Source organism: Aeromonas sp. ZOR0002, assembly GCF_963866995.1.
Classification (GTDB): domain Bacteria; phylum Pseudomonadota; class Gammaproteobacteria; order Enterobacterales; family Aeromonadaceae; genus Aeromonas; species Aeromonas caviae.
This window is the reverse complement of the sequence record NZ_CAWMFQ010000322.1, coordinates 5,302-22,731: the sequence shown is the minus strand read 5'-3', so window position 1 is coordinate 22,731 and position 17,430 is coordinate 5,302. Positions and strand designations below refer to the sequence as shown.

The following is a 17,430-nucleotide window of genomic DNA, read 5'->3' as shown; positions in this document are numbered from 1 at the left end:
CCTTTTGTGGGCAACTGTCAGGTGAATACAATCTCCATACAGACCGGGAGTAATGGCGGGACAGAGCCCGCCATCTACTTGATCCTCTCTCAGGTCAGCTCGACAGCAGTACCCTGGCCGAGTTGGCCGGGATGGTGAGCTGCACCTCCCCCTGCACCACCTCGAACTTGTCGCCGTTGAAGGCGTCGGTGAAGCGGCTGGCGGGGCTGGCGGTCTGCCACAGGGGCAGGCTGATGGTGCGCGGCTCCGTGGGGTGGCGGTTGCAGGCGACCACCACCTGATCGCTTTGCAGGGTACGGGCGAACACATAGCTGTGAGGGCCGGCGTAGAGGGTCTGGATGTCTCCCCGACGCAGGGCCGGGCGCTGGCGGCGCAGCTGGATCAGGCGGCGATAGTGGTCGTGCAGCACGTGATCCCAGTCGGTGGTATCCCAGGGGAAGCAGCGGCGGCAGTCCGGGTCGTTGCCGCCGGAGAGCCCCACCTCGTCGCCGTAGTAGATGGAGGGCACGCCGATGTAGGTGATGAGCAGGGTGGCGGCGAGTCGCATCCGCTGCTTGTCTTCCCCCAGCAGGTGCAGGAAGCGGGCGGTGTCGTGGCTGTCCAGCAGGTTGAACTGGGCCAACTGGTTCTTGAACGGAATATGGGCCCGCGCCAGCTTGAGCCAGTGATCCAGCTCGGTGGCGCTGATCTTGATGGGATGATAGGCAATGTCCTGCCCCGCCAGGAAGGCGCGGATGGGGTGGGCGAAGCCGTAGTAGTTCATGGCGCCGTCCTCCTGATCCCCCTGCAGCCACTGGCTCGCTTCGAAGAAGTGCTCGCCGAGGACGTAGGCGTCCGGATTCTCCTGCTTCACCGCGCCGCGAATGGCGCGCACATGGCCGCGATTGCCCTCGGCAGTGCCCCGCTCCCCCAGCATGTGGATGACGTCGAAGCGCCAGCCATCGATCTGATAGGGGGCGCGCATCCAGTAGCGCAGAATGGCGTTGTCTGCCCGATAAACGGCGTCCTGCACCTGTTCACTTGAGAAATCCAGCTTGGGCAGGCTGCGAATCCCTTTCCAGCTAACATAATCCCCTTCCTGATCGAAGGTGTAGAAGCTGCGCCAGGGGGAGTCCGGGTTGCTCTGGGCGCCCAGCGGCGGGCAGAACCAGGGGTGCTCGGTGGAGGTGTGGTTGACCACCGCATCCAGGATGATCCTCATGCCGCGCTGGTGCAGGTTGCGGGTCAGCTCGGCAAACTGGGCATTGGTACCGAGGTGCGCATCCACCTTGAAGTAGTCCTGGGTGTCGTACTTGTGGTTGCTCGGCGAATCGAAGATGGGGTTGAGGTAGAGCGCCGTCACCCCCAGGGATTGCAGGTAGTGCAGCTTGGCGTCGATGCCCGCCAGATCCCCGCCGTAGAATTCACAGGCGCCGTGCCCCTCTTCGTGGCGGCTGACCGGCTCGCCCCAGGCCTTGCTGATGACCGCCTTGCCCCTGTACTCGTACTCGTGATGCTTGACGCTCAGCGACGGGTCGCCGTTGCAGAAGCGGTCGGGGAAGATCTGGTAGAACACCTGATCCTGCACCCAGGCCGGGGGCTGGTGATGGCTGTTGAAGCGGAAATGCTGCTCCCGCGGCGGCATGGCGGCGCTGACGCCTGCCCCGTGCAGCCACCACTGCTCCTCGTCGGTGAGGCACTTGAAGCAGTAGAGGTGGATCTCCTGCCCTCTGGCCAGCGGCAGTTCGACCTGCCAGACCTGAAGCCTGTCCCGGGTGGTGACCGGCGTCATGGCGACCAGATACTCCTCGTTGTCCGGCTCGTGGCGCAGCCACACCTCGCGGATGGGGGCGTCCAGCTCGCTGAACAGGGTGAGCTGCAGGGTGTCGGCACTCTCTTTGAACCAGGGTGCCGCCTGGGGGTGAAACAGGAAGGGATGGGTCATGGTATCTACTGTGTCAGAGAGGCTCAGGAGTGGGGGATGGGCGCAGGCCATCTTATCCCGTCCATGGGCGTGTGTATGTGACGACCGGCCAGAATGAGACGGTGCTTCCGGCTTGGCTGGGCGGTCTGCCGTGACGCTATTGGGTCAGCAAATCGGCAAGGGCGTTGCCCTGTTCGTGCAGCTGTTCGAGCTGATCCGCCAGAATGAGACGGGGATCCGGCTCCTGCTGATCGGCCGTCGTACATCTACTGGGTCAGCAAATCGGCCAGGGCGTTGCCCTGCTCGTGGAGCTGCTCCAGCTGATCCGCCAGGCTGGCGGGATCCAGCCCCAGCTGGTCAGCCAGGGTTCTGGGGAAACGGGCGATGATGGCCTGTGCCGGTACGCCGGCCTGCCAGGCGAAGGAGACGAAGACGGCGAGCCGGATGAGCACGGCCTCCTTGCTGACCGGATCGTGGGAGAGGGGGTCGAGCTGCTGGGCGATGGCATCCACGAAGGCGGGCGACAGGTTCCAGCGCCGCGCCAGCTCTGCGCCGAGCTGGGCATAGTCGTAACCCAGCATCTCCCGCTGGGCATCGACCCGGCTGCTGCCTTTCTCGATGGCCAGATTGATGAGCCCCGCCTCTTCCGGCAGGGTGCTCTGGATCAGCAGCTCGCCAATGTTGTGAATGAGGGCGCAGGTGAAGGCGGTCTCGGGATCCACCGAGGTGGTCTGCTGTGCCAGGGTGCGGGCAATGGTGGCGACCTGGAAGGTCTGGGTCCAGAAGTGGAGCTTGTCAAAGCCGGGGGGGGCCTTGAAGCTGCTGATGATGCCGGAGGCGACCACCACGGAGCGCAGGCGGTTGAAACCGAGGCGGATCACCGCCTGTTCGATGGAGGTGATTTCATTGCCACGGCGCAGGGCGGCGGAGTTGGCCATCCGCAGTACCTTGACGCTGATCACCTGGTCCATGGCGATCTTGGCCGCGATCTCGTCGATGCGGGCATTCTCGTCGTTGAAACTCTGCATCAGCTCGTGCAGCAGTTTCGGAATTGTGGGCAGTTGCTTGATCTTGCCAAACAGGCGATCCATCGACATGGCTGAGGCAGCCTCCATTGCTAACAATGCCTCATATTGTGCCACAGCCTGGCCAGTTGTTCCTGCTGGCGAGCGGTTTTGTGAGCCCTAGTACACCCAGTCTTGCAGTCTGTATTCCAAACGGTGCCGTTTTCCCTGGAGGATCAGGGTCTGGGTGGAACCGCTCAGTGTGGCCCCCTCCGTCAGGGTGGCGAGGACGGCCTGTTCTATCAGATCGAGCTCGGGGGGACAGGCCATGGCGGTGCTGCCGAGGCTGGTGACCCAGAGCTTGTTCCCCTTGAGGTGACCCTGGCCGAAGTAGCGGTTGCAACCGGCGATGCCGTTGACGGTGAAGTGTTCACCGATCTCGATGTCGGGGGGATTGCTGCGGCGGCTGGCGATGGCCTGGCCATCCAGCCGATCGAGCACCCAGTGATGGTGTTGCAGATCTTGCGAGGCAAAGCGGGGAGCACTGCTGCAGGCGCTGAGCAGAAGCAGGGCGAGCAGCAGTAGCAGGTATCTGGGCATTGAAGGGGCTCCGGTGGTGGGTATGACAAGCATACCCGTCCCCGGGCCCGGGCGGCAGGGCGAGGGGGGAGGAGCCCGACCGCTTCTGTCGCCCCGGGGGAAGAGGGGGTGTCGGCAAATGGCAACACCCGCCCCGAGCGAACCTGTCTACCGGTTGCCCATGGCTCCCCTGGCCGTCTCAGTCTGCAAACAGGCGCTCGGCATAGCGGGCGAGGCCCGAGGCCACCGAACCGAAGTCATCACCCCCCTCCAGCGGTACCTTGGGCAGTTTCTGCTGGATGAAGGCCTTGATGAGGGGGGAGCGGGCACTGCCGCCGGTGACGAAGACCCGGTCAGGCTGCACGCCTGCCGCCAGGATAGCCTCGTCCATCAGCTCGCCAATCTTCTCCAGCAAGGGGGCGGAAGCACTGGCCAGCTGGGGGCGGGTGAGTGCCGCCTCCAGCCCTTTTTCCAGCTCGTTCAGGGTCTGGTGATTGTGCTCGTGGTCGGAGAGGGCGATCTTGCCCTGCTCGGCGCGCCACACCAGTTGATGGCTCAGCTTGTGGGCCCGCAGGCTGGCAAGGCGCGGGAGCTTGCTGCCTGGCTGGCTGTCGAGCTGGAGATCCTGCAACTGGCGGGCGGTATCCAGGCTGTAGAAACGGCTCTGGGCACTGACGTCATTGATGGCGGCGGCGTCCCAGAACAGGGGATGGGGCAGTGGCTTGCCGGTCTTGAGGGTCTCGTGCATGCCGAGCAGCGGCATCATGCCCTCCACGGTCAGGCGGATGTCGAAGTCGTTGCCCCCGATGCGCTGGCCGCTGTGACCGAGCAGATCGCCGCTGCGATCCAGCTGGTCACGGTGGCTCGGGCCCATGCGCAGTACGGAGCAGTCGGTGGTCCCGCCCCCGATGTCCACCACCAGCACCACCGCATCCTCGGTGAGGCGCGCTTCGAACTCGAAGCCGGCGGCCACCGGCTCATAGAGGAACTCCACCCGCTCGAACCCGGCGAGGCGTGCCGCCTCGCTCAGGATGGCGATGGCCTGGCGGTTGCTCTCTTCCCCCGCCAGTCCCTGGAAGTTGACCGGTCGGCCGATCACCGCCTGGCGGATGGTGCTGCCCGTCTGTTGCTCCGCCTCCCGGCGCACGTGCAGCATCATGGCGCAGACGATGTCCTCGAACAGGGCGATCTGGGGAGCCTTGAGGCCATAGGCCCCGAGAAAGGATTTGGGGGACTTGATGTAGTAGCCCTCGTCCGGCTCTTCCAGATAGCGCGCCAGCGCCGCACCGCCGAAGCTCAGCTCGTCGATGAGTCCCTCTTCGCGCATCTGGCGGCGCACCGCTTGTGCCCGGGTCACCACGGGACCGCGCAGCTTGAGGTATTCGCTCTGCTGGACGGGGGCCAGGCCTTCGGCCAGGAGGCCGGCGATGGCGTCCCGGTGGGGGGCGTGCAGGGTGGAGGGAAGGTAATGGGAACCGGAGAGGGTCAGCAGCCTGGGGCTGCCCTGTTCCATCACGGCGACGGCACAGTTGGAGGTACCGTAATCAAATCCGATGAACATGCTGGCCAGACTCCTGTACAAAAAAGGGCTGGTAGCCTACCCGATGCCGCCGGGTCTCACAACCCGGCGGCGGGATCAATGGCGTGGCGACAACGCCTCAGGGATCACTCCACTTCGTTGTCAGAGCGGCCCTGGCTCTCGATGGCCTGGATGTTGCTGAGGGTGGTGTCGGCGATGGCGTGCAGTGCCTCCCGGGTCAGGAAGGCCTGGTGGCCGGTGAACAGCACGTTGTGGCAGGCAGACAGGCGGCGGAAGACGTCGTCGGTGATCACCTCGTTGGATTTGTCCTCGAAGAAGAGGTCTTCCTCCTCCTCGTAGACGTCCAGCCCCAGAGCGCCGATGCGGGAGGTCTTGAGGGCCTCGATGGCGGCGTTGGAGTCGAGCAGGCCGCCCCGGCTGGTGTTGATGATCATCACCCCGTCCTTCATCTTGGCGAAGGCCTCCTTGTTCAGCAGGTGATAGTTCTCCTTGAACAGGGGGCAGTGCAGGCTGATGACATCGGACTGACGGAATAGGGTGTCGAGATCCACGTACTCGGCGCCCAGATCGATGGCCGCCTGGTTCGGATAGGGATCGCTCACCAGCAGGCGCATGCCGAACCCCTTGAGGATGCGCAAGGTGGCGATGCCGATCTTGCCGGTGCCTATGATGCCGGCGGTGCGGCCATGCATGTTGAAGCCGACCAGCCCCTCCAGGGAGAAGTTGGCGTCCCGGGTGCGCTGATACGCCTTATGGATGCGGCGGTTGAGGGTCATCATCAGGCCCACCGCATGTTCGGCAACGGCCTCGGGGGAGTAGGCAGGCACCCGCACCACCTTGAGTCCCAGCTCCTTGGCGGCGGCCAGATCCACGTTGTTGTAACCGGCGCAGCGCAGGGCGATGACCCTGGTGCCGTACTGCGCCAGCTCGGTCAGCACTTCGCGGTCGGCATCATCGTTGACGAACAGGCAGACCACGGGGAAGCCGTGGGCGAGACGGGCCGTCTTGGCCTCCAGCCGCACGTCGAAGAACTCCAGATCGAAACCGTACTGGGCGTTGGCCTGGTGGAAATGTTCCTTGTCGTAGCTCTTGGTACTGAAAACGGCGACTCTCATGGTGCGCTCTCCGTAGATAATGATGTGGTTAAATTACAACAAATAGTGACCGTCATCACGGGATAAGTGGTGCTGTTTCAACCCCAGGGCATGATGGGGACGGCACTCACTGCACTCTTGTACGAACCATCCACCAACTTGGTGCTGTAAGTCAGATAGACAAGGGCATTGCGCTTCTCGTCGTAAAAACGCACCACCTTCTGCTCCTTGAACACCAGCGAGGTGCTGACATCAAACACCTCTTCCCCCGCCTTCAGCTTGGCGGGCAGGGTGATGGGGCCGATCTGGTGGCAGGAGAGGGAGGCGTGGGAGGGATCTTCCGCCAGCCCAAGGCCACCCTTGACGCCGCCGGTCTTGGGGCGGGCCAGATAGCAGGCGACACCGGCGATTTTAGGGTCGTCGAACGCCTCCACCAGGATCTTGTGGTTGGGTCCGAGCAGCTTGAAGGCGGTGCTCACCTCGCCGACGGGATCTGCCTTGTCGGCCAGCACCGGGCCGGCCATCAGTACCCCCAGCAGCAGGGGCAGTGTGCGAGCAAGGGTCTGAAGATGTCTCATGGTCTCTCCTGTTGGCCTCCCTCAGAAAGGGATGCCCAAACGACGATAGAGGCTGGCCAGCACCCAGGCGGGGCCTACCAGCAGAAATTGCAGGTCGGTGAGAAAGGAGGGGCGTTTCCCCTCGATATGGTGACCGACGAACTGGGCTATCCAGAACAGCACGAACCCGATAAGGGCAGGCCACAGCAGCGGCCCCTGCCAGACGTGGCAGAAGGCCAGTCCCAGGGCGGTCAGGGCCGTCATCCCCGTAAAGATCGTCAACGACAGCCGCAGGTAGAAGACCAGCACCGGGATGGCCGCCAGCCCCGCCCAGTTGAGGGACGCTGGCAGGGGACCGGCGGGCAGGCACCAGAGCAGTGCCAGGATGCAGAGGTAAATGCCTGGCACCGCCACCTTGTGGATGGCCACATTGACGGGGTGTTGATGGCTCTGGCCGTAGTCGCGAAACCAGTCATCCAGTCGTTTCATGGCACCTCCCTGGTGCGCGTATTGAGGCCGGGCGACCTCGCGTTCCTGTGCGTCTGCGGCGGGCTGCGCCCACCGGATGGGATGACCCGCGGCTGATCACGCTCCCGGCGGCGGATATTCCCAACGTCGGAGGCCGTGTCCGTTCACGCTCGCAGCGGTGGATATTCCCAACGCCGGAGACCGTGTTCGCTCACGCTTGCAGCGGTGGATATTCCCAACGCCGGATACCGTGTCCGTTCACGCTCGCAGCGGTGGATATTCTCAACGCCGGATATCGTATCCGTTTACTCCTGCGACGGTGGATATTCCCAATATTGGGCCGGAATGCTTTTGAGCAAGGGGGTCATGTCGGGATTGGGCAGGGCGATGGTGACTCTCTGCTCCAGATTGGCGCTGGCCAGGGCCTCGCGGATCTTGGGGTTCTCCCGAAAGAACGCCATGAAGCTGCCGTCGGCATAGGCGCGCTCGAGGCCGGTCTGGATCGCCTTGGCCAGCTTCGGCGACTCCGGGCTGACGAAGAAGAACTCGGCGAAGGGGTAGCGGATCAGCAGGTGCTGATCGATCACCAGGTTGGGGTATTGTGCCGCCAGCTCGCTGCGTTCGGCGAAGATTTCCACCAGACCACGGGGGAAGAAATCCAGCTTGTCGCCGTCATTCATTAGGCGAAACAGGTTGCTGTAGCGCCCGGCATAGGTGGGAATGCCTGCCAGCTCCAGGATCTTGTTGTCGGCCCAGCCCACCCCCTGTGCGGCTTTCAGTTTCTTGAGGTCTGCCAGGGTGTTGATCTGGTTGAACCGCTCCTGGGCATCGGCGTGGATGAAGGAGAGGCGCAGCCCTTCCAGGCCACGAAACAGCGGGATTGGTACTGCGGTGAGGGAGGATTCCAGCGCGCTGGAGGTACCCATCCAGAACACATTGATGACCTTGCCCTTGGCAAGCGCCTGCTGGAGGCTGTACTGGTTGAGATTGAGGTCGACCCGCTCCAGCTTGTAGGGCTGCCCGGCGTGGTTGAGCGCCAGTTCCAGCAGCTTGAGCTGGTATTCGTTGTCGAGATCGTTGATCGGTCGGCTGGGGACCTTGACGGTGAGCGTCTGTGCTTGTGCCAGCAATGGCAGGCACAAGCACAGCCTGATGAGCCATTTCACGCTTTGATCTCCTGTAGGATCCGGGACTTGCCCGGAGTCTAACAGAAGTTGTCACGCTCTTGCTGTGAAAGGGGCCGGGGATCACCCGGCCGCGTCATCTTCGGGCATGACCTGCCCTGTGCCCGGCTCGTACCTAGGCCGGGCTTGTTCGCCGCATCAGGCGACGCGACGGAACACGTGAGTGTCGTTGAATTCCTTGGTGCTCTGGCATTCAACACAGAAGCGGGACTCGGGACGGGCCTGCAGCCGCTTGAGAGAGATCTCGTCGCCACAGGATTCGCAATAGCCGAAATCCCCTTCATTGATCCGCTTCAACGCCCCTTTCAGCTTGCGCAGGTGCAACTTGTCGTGCTCGATGCGGTTCAGCTCCAGGCGACGGGCCTCCTCGACACTGGCACGGTCAATTTCATCCGCCATCTCGTTGGTATCGGTGGCGATAGCCTGGCTGGCCTGGGAGTTGAGACGTTCTTCGAGCTCAAGGATTTGTCGCTCGATCTGGCCTTTGTAGAAGGTCAGTTGGTCTTCTGTCATGAAATCACACATACGGTTTGCTACCAGTCAGTTTCCCAATGTTACCCATTGATGGGGGCTGTCTGTCGTCAGACCAAGCCCTTGTATCCCGTTTTGCACCAAATCCATGCAGGAGAGTGCAAATCAGGGCGGGCCTTGTACCAAAAAAATGCAGACATGCAAAGGAAATTGGATAAGGAGTGTGCGCCCTTGCAAAGAAATGGGCCTTCTCCGACAGGGTCTGACTGAGTATCGAACGAGATCCCGCCGCCGTTGGCATCGAGCTTGCAGTGGGCTGATCGTGACACAAAGTGTTTAGTATTTGGTGCCGCGCTGGTCATTATACAGGCCGTTGTTTATAGTTTTTTAAACACCGCTGCTTGACAAAGGCCTTTATCACGGGCTTTTATGGTGTGGTCGATTACATTTTCTTAACAAGGGTGTTCCTTATATTAGACACCCTTGACAATGGCAACCGTAAAGTCGGGGTTTAACATGGACAGTATCAAGGGCTGGATGGAGAGCAATCGCATCACGGAAGTGGAGTGCCTGTTTCCGGATTTCACCGGCAATGCCCGAGGCAAGATCATTCCAGCCAACAAGTTTCTGCGCGAAGGGGGCATGCGGCTGCCCGAGGTCATCTTCACCCAGACGGTGACCGGCGAGTACCCGGATGACGACAGCATGATAGACCCGCTGGAGCGGGACATGCAGCTCTATCCCGATCCCAACACCATTCGTTTCGTACCCTGGGCGCTGGAGCCCACCGCCCAGGTGATCCACGACTGCTTTGACGTCAACGGCAAGCTCATCGACATCGCTCCCCGCTCCGTGCTGCGCCGGGTTCTGTCATTCTACGAGAAGCAGGGCTGGAAGCCGGTGGTGGCGCCGGAGCTGGAGTTCTACCTGGTGACCCGCAACGAAGATCCCGACTATCCGCTGGTGCCGCCGGTGGGCCGCAACGGCCGCCCGGAAACGGCCCGCCAGTCGTTCAGCATCGATGCGGTGAACGAATTCGACCCCATCTTCGAGGACATGTACGACTATTGCGAGGCCCAGGAGCTTGAGGTGGACACCCTGATCCACGAATCCGGCGCCGCCCAGATGGAGATCAACTTCCTGCACGGGGATGCCATCGATCTCGCCGACCAGGTGTTTCTGTTCAAGCGCACCATGCGCGAGGCCGCTCATCGCCACGGCATCTATGCCACCTTCATGGCCAAGCCCATGAGCAACGAACCGGGTTCCGCCATGCACATCCACCAGAGCCTGGAAGACATGGATGGCAACAACCTGTTTGGTACCAGCGAAGGGGGCAACTCCGATCTGTTCATGCATTTCATCGCCGGCCTGCAGAAATACACCCCGGCAGTGACCGCTCTGCTGGCGCCGAACGTCAACTCCTACCGCCGCCTCACCTTTGGCGAGAGTGCGCCGCGCAACGTGCAGTGGGGTGTGGAAAACCGCACCTGCGGCCTGCGGGTCCCCTTCTCCGAACCGAGCGCACGTCGGGTCGAGAACCGCTTCGCCGGGGCCGATGCCAACCCGTATCTGGCCCTGGCCGCCACCCTGGCCTGCGGCTACCTCGGCATGCTGGAGAAGCTCGAACCCATGCAGGAGATGAAGGCGAGTGCCTATGACCTGCCCTACAGCCTGCCCCGCTCGCTGGAGGAATCGCTGAGCCACCTGGAGCAGTGTGAACCCATCAAGGACATGCTGGGGGAGCGCTTCATCCGCGCCTTCGTGGCCGTCAAACGCAAGGAGTACGAGACATACTTCGGCGTGATCAGCCGCTGGGAACGGGAATTCCTGCTGCTGAACGTCTGATCTGTCCCCGGGGGAGGCGAGGCCTCTCCCCGTCATATCGCAAGCAAGGGGCCGAAGGCCCGTCTCGCGGCGGCGCCCGCGACCCGGAAGGCACCGAGTATAGGTGAGGCCCGCTCCCGCAATGGAGAGGGGCGTCACCTGCAATCAACTGGCGACGATGTTCGCCCCATGGAAAGGCATCGAGCAGGCAAGAGAGTGCCAGCCCCGTGAATGGCAGTGACCGGGCAGGCCACCCGTGCCCTCATGAATGGCGACAAGATTCGCCGAATCGAAGGAACCGAGGAGCAAGCAATGCAGCACACCACCCGTGAGTGGCAGCAACTGGAAGCCAGCCATCATCTGCATCCGTTTACCGATTTTCAGGCCCTGAACAAGAAGGGCAGTCGCATCATCACCAAGGCCGAAGGCGTCTATCTGGAAGACTCCGAAGGCAAGCGCATTCTGGACGGGATGGCGGGTCTGTGGTGCGTCAACATGGGCTACGGCCGTCAGGAGCTGGTGGATGCCGCCACTCGCCAGATGCAGCAACTGCCCTACTACAACCTCTTCTTCCAGACCAGCCACCCCCCTGCTGCCGAGTTGGCCACCCTGCTGGCCGAGATCACCCCTTCTCACCTCAACCACGTCTTCTTCACCGGTTCGGGTTCCGAGTGCAACGACACCGTGCTGCGCATGGTGCGTCACTACTGGGCCAGCAAGGGACAACCTGACAAGCAGGTGATCATCAGCCGCCACAATGCCTATCACGGCTCCACCGTGGCGGGGGCCAGTCTGGGGGGCATGAAGGGGATGCACGCCCAGGGCGGCTTGCCCATTCCGGGCATAGTCCACATCGACCAGCCCTATCACTTCGGTGAGGGAGAGGGCATGAGCGCCCACGAGTTCGGTCTGGCCCGGGCCCGCCAGCTGGAAGAGAAGATCCTGGAGCTGGGGGTGGACAAGGTAGCCGCCTTCATCGGCGAGCCTATCCAGGGTGCGGGGGGGGTCATCATTCCCCCCGAGAGCTACTGGCCCGAGATCCAGCGCATCTGCGACCAGTACGGCATCTTGCTCATCGCCGACGAGGTGATCTGCGGCTTTGGCCGCACCGGCCACTGGTTTGCCAGTGAAGGTTTTGGCATCAAACCGGACCTCATGTGCCTGGCCAAGGGCATCACCTCGGGCTATCTGCCGATGGGCGCCGTGATGGTGGGGGACAGGGTAGCCAGGGTGCTGGTGGAAGAGGGGGGGGAGTTCAACCATGGCTTCACCTATTCCGGTCATCCGGTCGCCTGCGCCGTGGCCATTGCCAACATCCAGCTTATGCAAAGGGAGAGCATAGTTAAGCGAGTTCATGATAGTATCGGCCCCTATTTGCAGCGCCGCTGGGCTGAGCTGGCGGACCATCCGCTGGTGGGAGAAACCCGTGGAAAAGGCCTGGTCGCCGCGCTGGAAATAGTGCAGGACAAGCAGACGAAACGTCGCTTCCCGGCCGAGCTCCATGCCGGGATGACCTGTCGGGAGTTCTGTTTTAACAATGGCTTGGTGATGAGGGCTGTCGGCGATACCATGATCATATCGCCCCCCTTGGTGATCACCGAGGAACAGGTGGATGAATTGGTCAAACTGGCCAGGCTCAGTCTGGACCTGACGGCTGCAAAGCTGCGGGAATAGGCGGGAACCGGGCAGGTTGGCTTACGCATACAATTTGCTTAGGAGACAAGGACTATGTCTTTTAAAAAGGGAATGATGGCTGCTTCTGTGGCGCTGGTCATGATGAGTACCGGGGCGATGGCCGACGAGAAGGTGCTGCACGTCTACAACTGGAGCGACTATATCGCGCCGGATACGCTGGAAAACTTCCAGAAGGAGACGGGCATCAAGGTGGTCTACGACGTGTTCGACAGCAATGAAGTGCTGGAAGCCAAGTTGCTGGCTGGCAAGTCGGGCTATGACATCGTCGTACCGTCCAACCCCTTCCTGGCCAAGCAGATCAAGGCAGGTGTCTTCCAGAAGCTGGACAAGTCCAAACTCTCCAACTGGCAGAACCTGGACGTCGACCTGCTCAAGGCGCTCGAACCGAGCGATCCGGGCAACCAGTACTCCATCCCTTACCTGTGGGGCACCATCGGCTATGCCTACAACGCCGAGAAGGTGAAGGCCGTGCTGGGGGCCGATGCCCCGGTGGACTCCTGGGATCTGGTGTTCAAGCCGGAGAACATGGCCAAGCTGAAGGAGTGCGGTGTCTCCTTCCTCGACTCGCCGACCGAAATGCTGCCGGCCGCCCTGCAATACCTGGGCTTCAAGCCGGACAGCCAGAAGCCGGATGAGCTGAAGAAGGCAGAGGAGCTGTTCCTCTCCATCCGTCCCTATACCGCCTATTTCCACTCCTCCAAGTACATTTCGGATCTGGCCAACGGCAACCTGTGCGTGGCAGTGGGTTACTCCGGTGACCTGCAGCAGTCCAAGGCGCGTGCCGCCGAGGCCAAGAACGGTGTCAGCCTGACTTACACCATTCCGAAAGAGGGGGCAGGCAGCTTCTTCGACATGATCGCCATCCCGGCGGATGCCAAGAACGTCGAGGCGGCCCACACCTTCATCAATTACCTGATGAAGCCGGACGTGATCGCGAACATCACCAACGTGGTGCAGTTCCCGAACGGCAACAAGGCGGCCACGCCGCTGGTGGACGAGGCGATCCGTACCGACCCGGGTATCTACCCGACGCCGGATACCCTCAAGAAGATCTACACCTTCCCGGATCTGCCGGCCAAGGTGCAGCGTCTGATGACCCGCAGCTGGACCAAGATCAAGTCAGGCAAGTAAGAGTGACGAGTACCCCTCCCGGTCCGCAGTTCGGCCGGGAGGGTGGTGACCACCCGACAGGTTGGACGGCGCGTATGGATGCGCGACTGGCAAAATCACACAAATGAGGACTGATAAGTGCACATGACCAAGATGGCAACGCTGGCCCTGACCCTGGGGTTTGCAAATCTGACCCAGGCAGCCCCTGTGGTTCATTTTTACAACTGGTCCGATTATATCGGCGAGACCACCCTCAGTGACTTTCAGCAGAAGACCGGGATCAAGACCGTCTACGACGTGTTTGACTCCAACGAGACGCTGGAAGGCAAGCTGCTGACCGGACGCACCGGCTACGATCTGGTCGTGCCCTCCAACAATTTCCTGGCCAAGCAGATCAAGGCGGGGGCCTTCCAGAAGCTGGACCTCACCCTGCTGCCAAACCTGAGCAACCTGGACCCCTTGCTGCTCAAGCAGCTCGAGAAGGTGGATCCGGGCCATCAGTACGCCGTGCCCTACCTCTGGGGTACCAACGGCATCGGCTACAACGTCGACAAGATCAAGGAAGTACTGGGTGTCGACAAGATTGACTCCTGGGCGACCATCTTCGAGCCGGAAAACATGAAGAAGCTCTCCCAGTGCGGCGTGGCCTTCCTCGATTCGGCGGACGAGATGATCCCGGCGGCCCTCAACTACCTGGGGCTCAACCCCAACAGCCATGAGCCGGCGGACATCAAGCGGGCCGAAGAGCAGCTGCTCAAGGTGCGCCCCTATGTGGCCTACTTCCACTCCTCCAAGTACATCGGTGACCTCGCCAACGGCAACATCTGCGTGGCGGCGGGTTTCTCCGGCGACATCCTGCAGGCGGCGTCCCGGGCCGAGGAGGCGGGCAAGGGGATCAAGATTGCCTACAGCATCCCCAAGGAGGGGGGCAATCTCTGGTTCGACATGATGGCGATCCCGGCCGATGCCACCAACGTGAAAGAGGCTCACGCCCTGATCAACTACATTCTCGAACCGCAGGTCATCGCCAAGGTGAGCGACTATGTGGGTTACGCGAACCCGAACATCAAGGCGGGAGAGTTCATGGACAAGGCCGTGCGCGAGGACGAGTCAGTCTATCCCCCCCAGGCGGTGCTTGAGCGTCTGTATGTGCAGGAAGCACATCCCCGCTCGGTGCAGCGCCTGATCACCCGGAGTTGGACCAAGATCAAATCCGGAACCTAACCTTGGCGCCCATCCCGGGGCGCCAGATTGTATTGATGGATCGGCCCAGGCCGGAATCACCTTTGGGAGTTTGGTAATGGCGATAGCCTCCAGTGCCTACAAGAAAGCCCTCGAGGGCAGCCAGCAGCGTAAAGAAGTGCTGGTCAAAATAGACAGGGTAAGCAAGCAGTTCGACGAAACGCTGGCGGTCGACAACGTGTCTCTCAACATCCACAAGGGCGAGATCTTCGCCCTGCTGGGTGGGTCCGGCTCCGGCAAGTCCACCTTGCTGCGGATGCTGGCCGGGTTCGAGCGACCCACGGAAGGACGGCTGTTCCTCGACGGCGTCGACATTACCGACATGCCGCCCTATGAACGCCCCATCAACATGATGTTCCAGTCCTACGCCCTGTTCCCCCACATGACGGTGGCCCAGAACATCGCCTTCGGCCTCAAGCAGGATGGCCTGCCCAAGGCGGAGATCGATGCCCGGGTGGAAGAGATGCTCAAGCTGGTGCAGATGACCCAGTACGCCCGCCGCAAGCCGCACCAGCTCTCCGGTGGTCAGCGTCAGCGGGTGGCCCTGGCCCGTTCCCTGGCCAAGCGTCCCAAGCTGCTGTTGCTGGACGAGCCCATGGGGGCGCTGGACAAGAAGCTGCGCTCCACCATGCAGCTCGAGCTGGTCGAGATCATCGAGCGGGTCGGCGTGACCTGCGTCATGGTGACCCACGATCAGGAAGAAGCCATGACCATGGCCGAGCGGATCGCCATCATGCACCTCGGTTGCATCGAGCAGATCGGCAGCCCGATGGACATCTACGAAACCCCGGCCAGCCGGCTGGTGTGCGAGTTCATCGGCAACGTCAACCTGTTTGACGGCCTGCTGGTGGAGGATGAGCAGGACCACGCCATCATCGCCTGTGCGGATCTGGAGCAGCCCATCTATGTGGGTCACGGCATCAGCTCCCGGGCGGAGAACAAGAAGGTCACCTATGCCCTGCGTCCGGAAAAACTGCTGATGAGCCTGCAAAAGCCGGAAGAGATCGAGCATCCGGACTTCAACTGGACCAAGGGCGAGGTTTATGACATCGCCTATCTGGGCGGCCATTCCGTGTATCACATCCAGTTGCCCTCGGGCAAAATCGTTCAGGCTTTCATCGCCAATGCCGAACGCCACGGCAAACGGCCGACCTGGGATGACCAGGTGTTCCTCTACTGGGAAGATGACAGCGGCGTGGTGCTGCAATCATGAAGGCATTGAGACGACTCAAACAGGTGGGAGGGCGGCAGCTGGTCATCGGCATCCCCTTCTTCTGGCTGTTCCTCTTTTTCCTGCTGCCCTTCATCATCGTCGTGAAGATCAGCTTCGCCGAAGCGGACGTGGCCATCCCGCCCTATACGGACGTGGTGAGCTGGGCAGACAATCAGCTCACCATACTGCTTAACCTGGGCAACTACCTGCTGCTGCAGGAGGATGAGCTCTACATCGCGGCTTATCTGGGGTCCCTCAAGATAGCCCTGGTCAGCACCCTGCTCTGCCTGTTGATCGGTTATCCCATGGCTTACGCCATTTCGCGGGCCAACAAGGAGACCCAGACCGTTCTGTTGCTGCTCATCATGATGCCGACCTGGACGGCGATCCTGATCCGGGTATACGCCTGGATGGGGATCCTCAGCAACAACGGCCTGCTCAACAGCGTCCTGCTGGGCATCGGGGTGATCGACGAACCGCTGCAGATCCTCAATACCAACCTGGCGGTCTATATCGGCATCGTTTACTCCTACCTGCCGTTCATGGTGCTGCCGCTCTACGCCAACCTGGTCAAGCACGACCAGAGCCTGCTGGAGGCGGCCTCCGATCTGGGTGCCCGCAACCTGACCCGGTTCTGGCAGATCACGGTGCCACTCTCCAAGAACGGCATCATCGCCGGTTGCATGCTGGTCTTCATCCCGGTGGTGGGCGAGTTCGTCATCCCCGAGATGCTGGGTGGTCCGGAGACACTGATGATCGGCAAGGTGTTGTGGCAGGAGTTCTTCAACAATCGTGACTGGCCGGTGGCCTCCGCCCTGGCGGTGGTGATGCTGGCGGTGCTGATCATTCCCATCATCCTGTTCAACCGCAACCAGGCCAAAGAGCTGGAGGGCAAGGCATGAGACGTTTCGGTTTTGCCAAGCTGATGCTGTGGCTGGGGCTGCTGTTCATCTACCTGCCCATGATCATCATGGTCATCTACTCCTTCAACGCCTCCAAGCTGGTGACGGTGTGGGGAGGCTGGTCGCTCAAGTGGTACTTCGGCCTGCTCGACAACAAACAGTTGATCGGATCCGTGTTCCGCTCCCTGGAGATCGCCTTCTACACCGCCATCGCGGCGGTGGCGCTGGGGACGGTGGCGGCCTTCGTGCTGACCCGGATCCCTCACTTCCGTGGCCGGACCCTGTTCGGCGGCATGGTGACGGCGCCGCTGGTGATGCCCGAGGTGATCACCGGTCTCTCCCTGCTGCTGCTGTTCGTGGCCATGGCCCAGCTGGTGGGTTGGCCCGCGGAGCGGGGCATGCTGACCATCTGGATAGCGCATACCACCTTCTGTACCGCCTATGTGGCGATCGTGGTGTCGGCGCGGCTGCGGGAGCTGGATCTCTCCATCGAGGAGGCGGCCATGGACCTGGGAGCCAAGCCCTGGAAGGTGTTCTTCCTGATCACCATCCCGATGATCGCCCCGTCGCTGGCGGCGGGTGGCATGATGTCGTTCGCCCTGTCGCTGGATGATCTGGTGCTGGCGAGCTTCGTCTCCGGC

Annotated in this window: 16 protein-coding genes; 7 read left to right on the top strand and 9 right to left on the bottom strand. The window is 61.8% G+C overall.

Annotated elements, in window-relative coordinates; translation table 11 throughout:
• Positions 1-94: 94 nt before the first annotated feature.
• From malZ to AACR77_RS17320, 9 genes are all read right to left on the bottom strand, one after another.
• Positions 95-1,924 carry a maltodextrin glucosidase gene (malZ, locus tag AACR77_RS17360; protein WP_042878610.1) on the bottom strand — a complete coding sequence of 610 codons (1,830 nt, stop codon included), beginning with the start codon at positions 1,922-1,924 and terminating at the stop codon, positions 95-97.
• A gap of 245 nt (positions 1,925-2,169) precedes the next feature.
• Entirely contained in the window at positions 2,170-3,018 is an 849-nt protein-coding gene (locus AACR77_RS17355; RefSeq protein WP_039039670.1) for an HDOD domain-containing protein, read from the bottom strand.
• 69 nt (positions 3,019-3,087) lie between these two features.
• Positions 3,088-3,507 (bottom strand): META domain-containing protein, encoded by a 420-nt coding sequence (locus tag AACR77_RS17350; RefSeq protein WP_010676067.1) that lies wholly within the window; start codon positions 3,505-3,507, stop codon positions 3,088-3,090.
• A 178-nt stretch (positions 3,508-3,685) separates the two neighbouring features.
• Positions 3,686-5,047, bottom strand: a complete 1,362-nt coding sequence (yegD, locus tag AACR77_RS17345) for a molecular chaperone (RefSeq protein ID WP_042878606.1) — start codon at positions 5,045-5,047, stop codon at positions 3,686-3,688.
• 104 nt (positions 5,048-5,151) lie between these two features.
• Positions 5,152-6,141: a 2-hydroxyacid dehydrogenase gene (locus tag AACR77_RS17340; RefSeq protein WP_042878605.1), complete on the bottom strand. Its 990-nt coding sequence runs from the start codon at positions 6,139-6,141 to the stop codon at positions 5,152-5,154.
• A gap of 77 nt (positions 6,142-6,218) precedes the next feature.
• Complete coding sequence (locus AACR77_RS17335; RefSeq protein WP_042878602.1) at positions 6,219-6,698, bottom strand: CreA family protein; 480 nt, start codon at positions 6,696-6,698, stop codon at positions 6,219-6,221.
• Positions 6,699-6,719: 21 nt separating this feature from the next.
• Positions 6,720-7,166, bottom strand: a complete 447-nt coding sequence (locus AACR77_RS17330; RefSeq protein WP_010676063.1) for an Mpo1 family 2-hydroxy fatty acid dioxygenase — start codon at positions 7,164-7,166, stop codon at positions 6,720-6,722.
• A gap of 284 nt (positions 7,167-7,450) precedes the next feature.
• A complete protein-coding gene (locus AACR77_RS17325; RefSeq protein ID WP_010676062.1) occupies positions 7,451-8,311 on the bottom strand; it encodes a hypothetical protein in 861 nt (286 codons plus the stop codon).
• A 156-nt stretch (positions 8,312-8,467) separates the two neighbouring features.
• A complete protein-coding gene (locus AACR77_RS17320; RefSeq protein WP_010676061.1) occupies positions 8,468-8,854 on the bottom strand; it encodes a TraR/DksA family transcriptional regulator in 387 nt (128 codons plus the stop codon).
• Between the two features lie 462 nt (positions 8,855-9,316).
• On the opposite strand from AACR77_RS17320, the gene AACR77_RS17315 reads away from it, so the two are divergent.
• The 7 genes from AACR77_RS17315 to AACR77_RS17285 form a co-directional block, all read left to right on the top strand.
• Positions 9,317-10,648: a glutamine synthetase family protein gene (locus AACR77_RS17315; protein WP_010676060.1), complete on the top strand. Its 1,332-nt coding sequence runs from the start codon at positions 9,317-9,319 to the stop codon at positions 10,646-10,648.
• 291 nt (positions 10,649-10,939) lie between these two features.
• Positions 10,940-12,301, top strand: coding sequence for an aspartate aminotransferase family protein (locus tag AACR77_RS17310; protein WP_042878608.1), 1,362 nt, complete (start codon positions 10,940-10,942; stop codon positions 12,299-12,301).
• 54 nt (positions 12,302-12,355) lie between these two features.
• Complete coding sequence (locus tag AACR77_RS17305; RefSeq protein ID WP_039039663.1) at positions 12,356-13,453, top strand: polyamine ABC transporter substrate-binding protein; 1,098 nt, start codon at positions 12,356-12,358, stop codon at positions 13,451-13,453.
• 123 nt (positions 13,454-13,576) lie between these two features.
• Positions 13,577-14,656, top strand: coding sequence for a polyamine ABC transporter substrate-binding protein (locus tag AACR77_RS17300; protein WP_041211970.1), 1,080 nt, complete (start codon positions 13,577-13,579; stop codon positions 14,654-14,656).
• Positions 14,657-14,732: 76 nt separating this feature from the next.
• A complete protein-coding gene (gene potA / locus AACR77_RS17295; RefSeq protein ID WP_010676056.1) occupies positions 14,733-15,887 on the top strand; it encodes a polyamine ABC transporter ATP-binding protein in 1,155 nt (384 codons plus the stop codon).
• Positions 15,884-16,789: an ABC transporter permease subunit gene (locus AACR77_RS17290; RefSeq protein WP_010676055.1), complete on the top strand. Its 906-nt coding sequence runs from the start codon at positions 15,884-15,886 to the stop codon at positions 16,787-16,789. The genes potA and AACR77_RS17290 overlap by 4 nt, the downstream gene beginning before the upstream one ends.
• Positions 16,786-17,430: ABC transporter permease subunit (locus tag AACR77_RS17285; protein ID WP_042878600.1), on the top strand; the 645-nt coding region annotated here is incomplete at its 3' end. The genes AACR77_RS17290 and AACR77_RS17285, both read left to right, overlap by 4 nt.

Bases quoted from the DNA above. Each gene is read 5' to 3' on its own strand.
- yegD (WP_042878606.1), bottom strand. From the start codon at position 5,047: ATGTTCATCGGATTTGATTACGGTACCTCCAACTGTGCCGTCGCCGTG.
- malZ (WP_042878610.1), bottom strand. From the start codon at position 1,924: ATGACCCATCCCTTCCTGTTTCACCCCCAGGCGGCACCCTGGTTCAAA.
- AACR77_RS17315 (WP_010676060.1), top strand. From the start codon at position 9,317: ATGGACAGTATCAAGGGCTGGATGGAGAGCAATCGCATCACGGAAGTG.
- AACR77_RS17320 (WP_010676061.1), bottom strand. From the start codon at position 8,854: ATGTGTGATTTCATGACAGAAGACCAACTGACCTTCTACAAAGGCCAG.
- AACR77_RS17335 (WP_042878602.1), bottom strand. From the start codon at position 6,698: ATGAGACATCTTCAGACCCTTGCTCGCACACTGCCCCTGCTGCTGGGG.
- AACR77_RS17310 (WP_042878608.1), top strand. From the start codon at position 10,940: ATGCAGCACACCACCCGTGAGTGGCAGCAACTGGAAGCCAGCCATCAT.
- AACR77_RS17330 (WP_010676063.1), bottom strand. From the start codon at position 7,166: ATGAAACGACTGGATGACTGGTTTCGCGACTACGGCCAGAGCCATCAA.
- AACR77_RS17355 (WP_039039670.1), bottom strand. From the start codon at position 3,018: ATGGAGGCTGCCTCAGCCATGTCGATGGATCGCCTGTTTGGCAAGATC.
- AACR77_RS17340 (WP_042878605.1), bottom strand. From the start codon at position 6,141: ATGAGAGTCGCCGTTTTCAGTACCAAGAGCTACGACAAGGAACATTTC.
- AACR77_RS17305 (WP_039039663.1), top strand. From the start codon at position 12,356: ATGTCTTTTAAAAAGGGAATGATGGCTGCTTCTGTGGCGCTGGTCATG.
- potA (WP_010676056.1), top strand. From the start codon at position 14,733: ATGGCGATAGCCTCCAGTGCCTACAAGAAAGCCCTCGAGGGCAGCCAG.
- AACR77_RS17300 (WP_041211970.1), top strand. From the start codon at position 13,577: ATGACCAAGATGGCAACGCTGGCCCTGACCCTGGGGTTTGCAAATCTG.
- AACR77_RS17290 (WP_010676055.1), top strand. From the start codon at position 15,884: ATGAAGGCATTGAGACGACTCAAACAGGTGGGAGGGCGGCAGCTGGTC.
- AACR77_RS17350 (WP_010676067.1), bottom strand. From the start codon at position 3,507: ATGCCCAGATACCTGCTACTGCTGCTCGCCCTGCTTCTGCTCAGCGCC.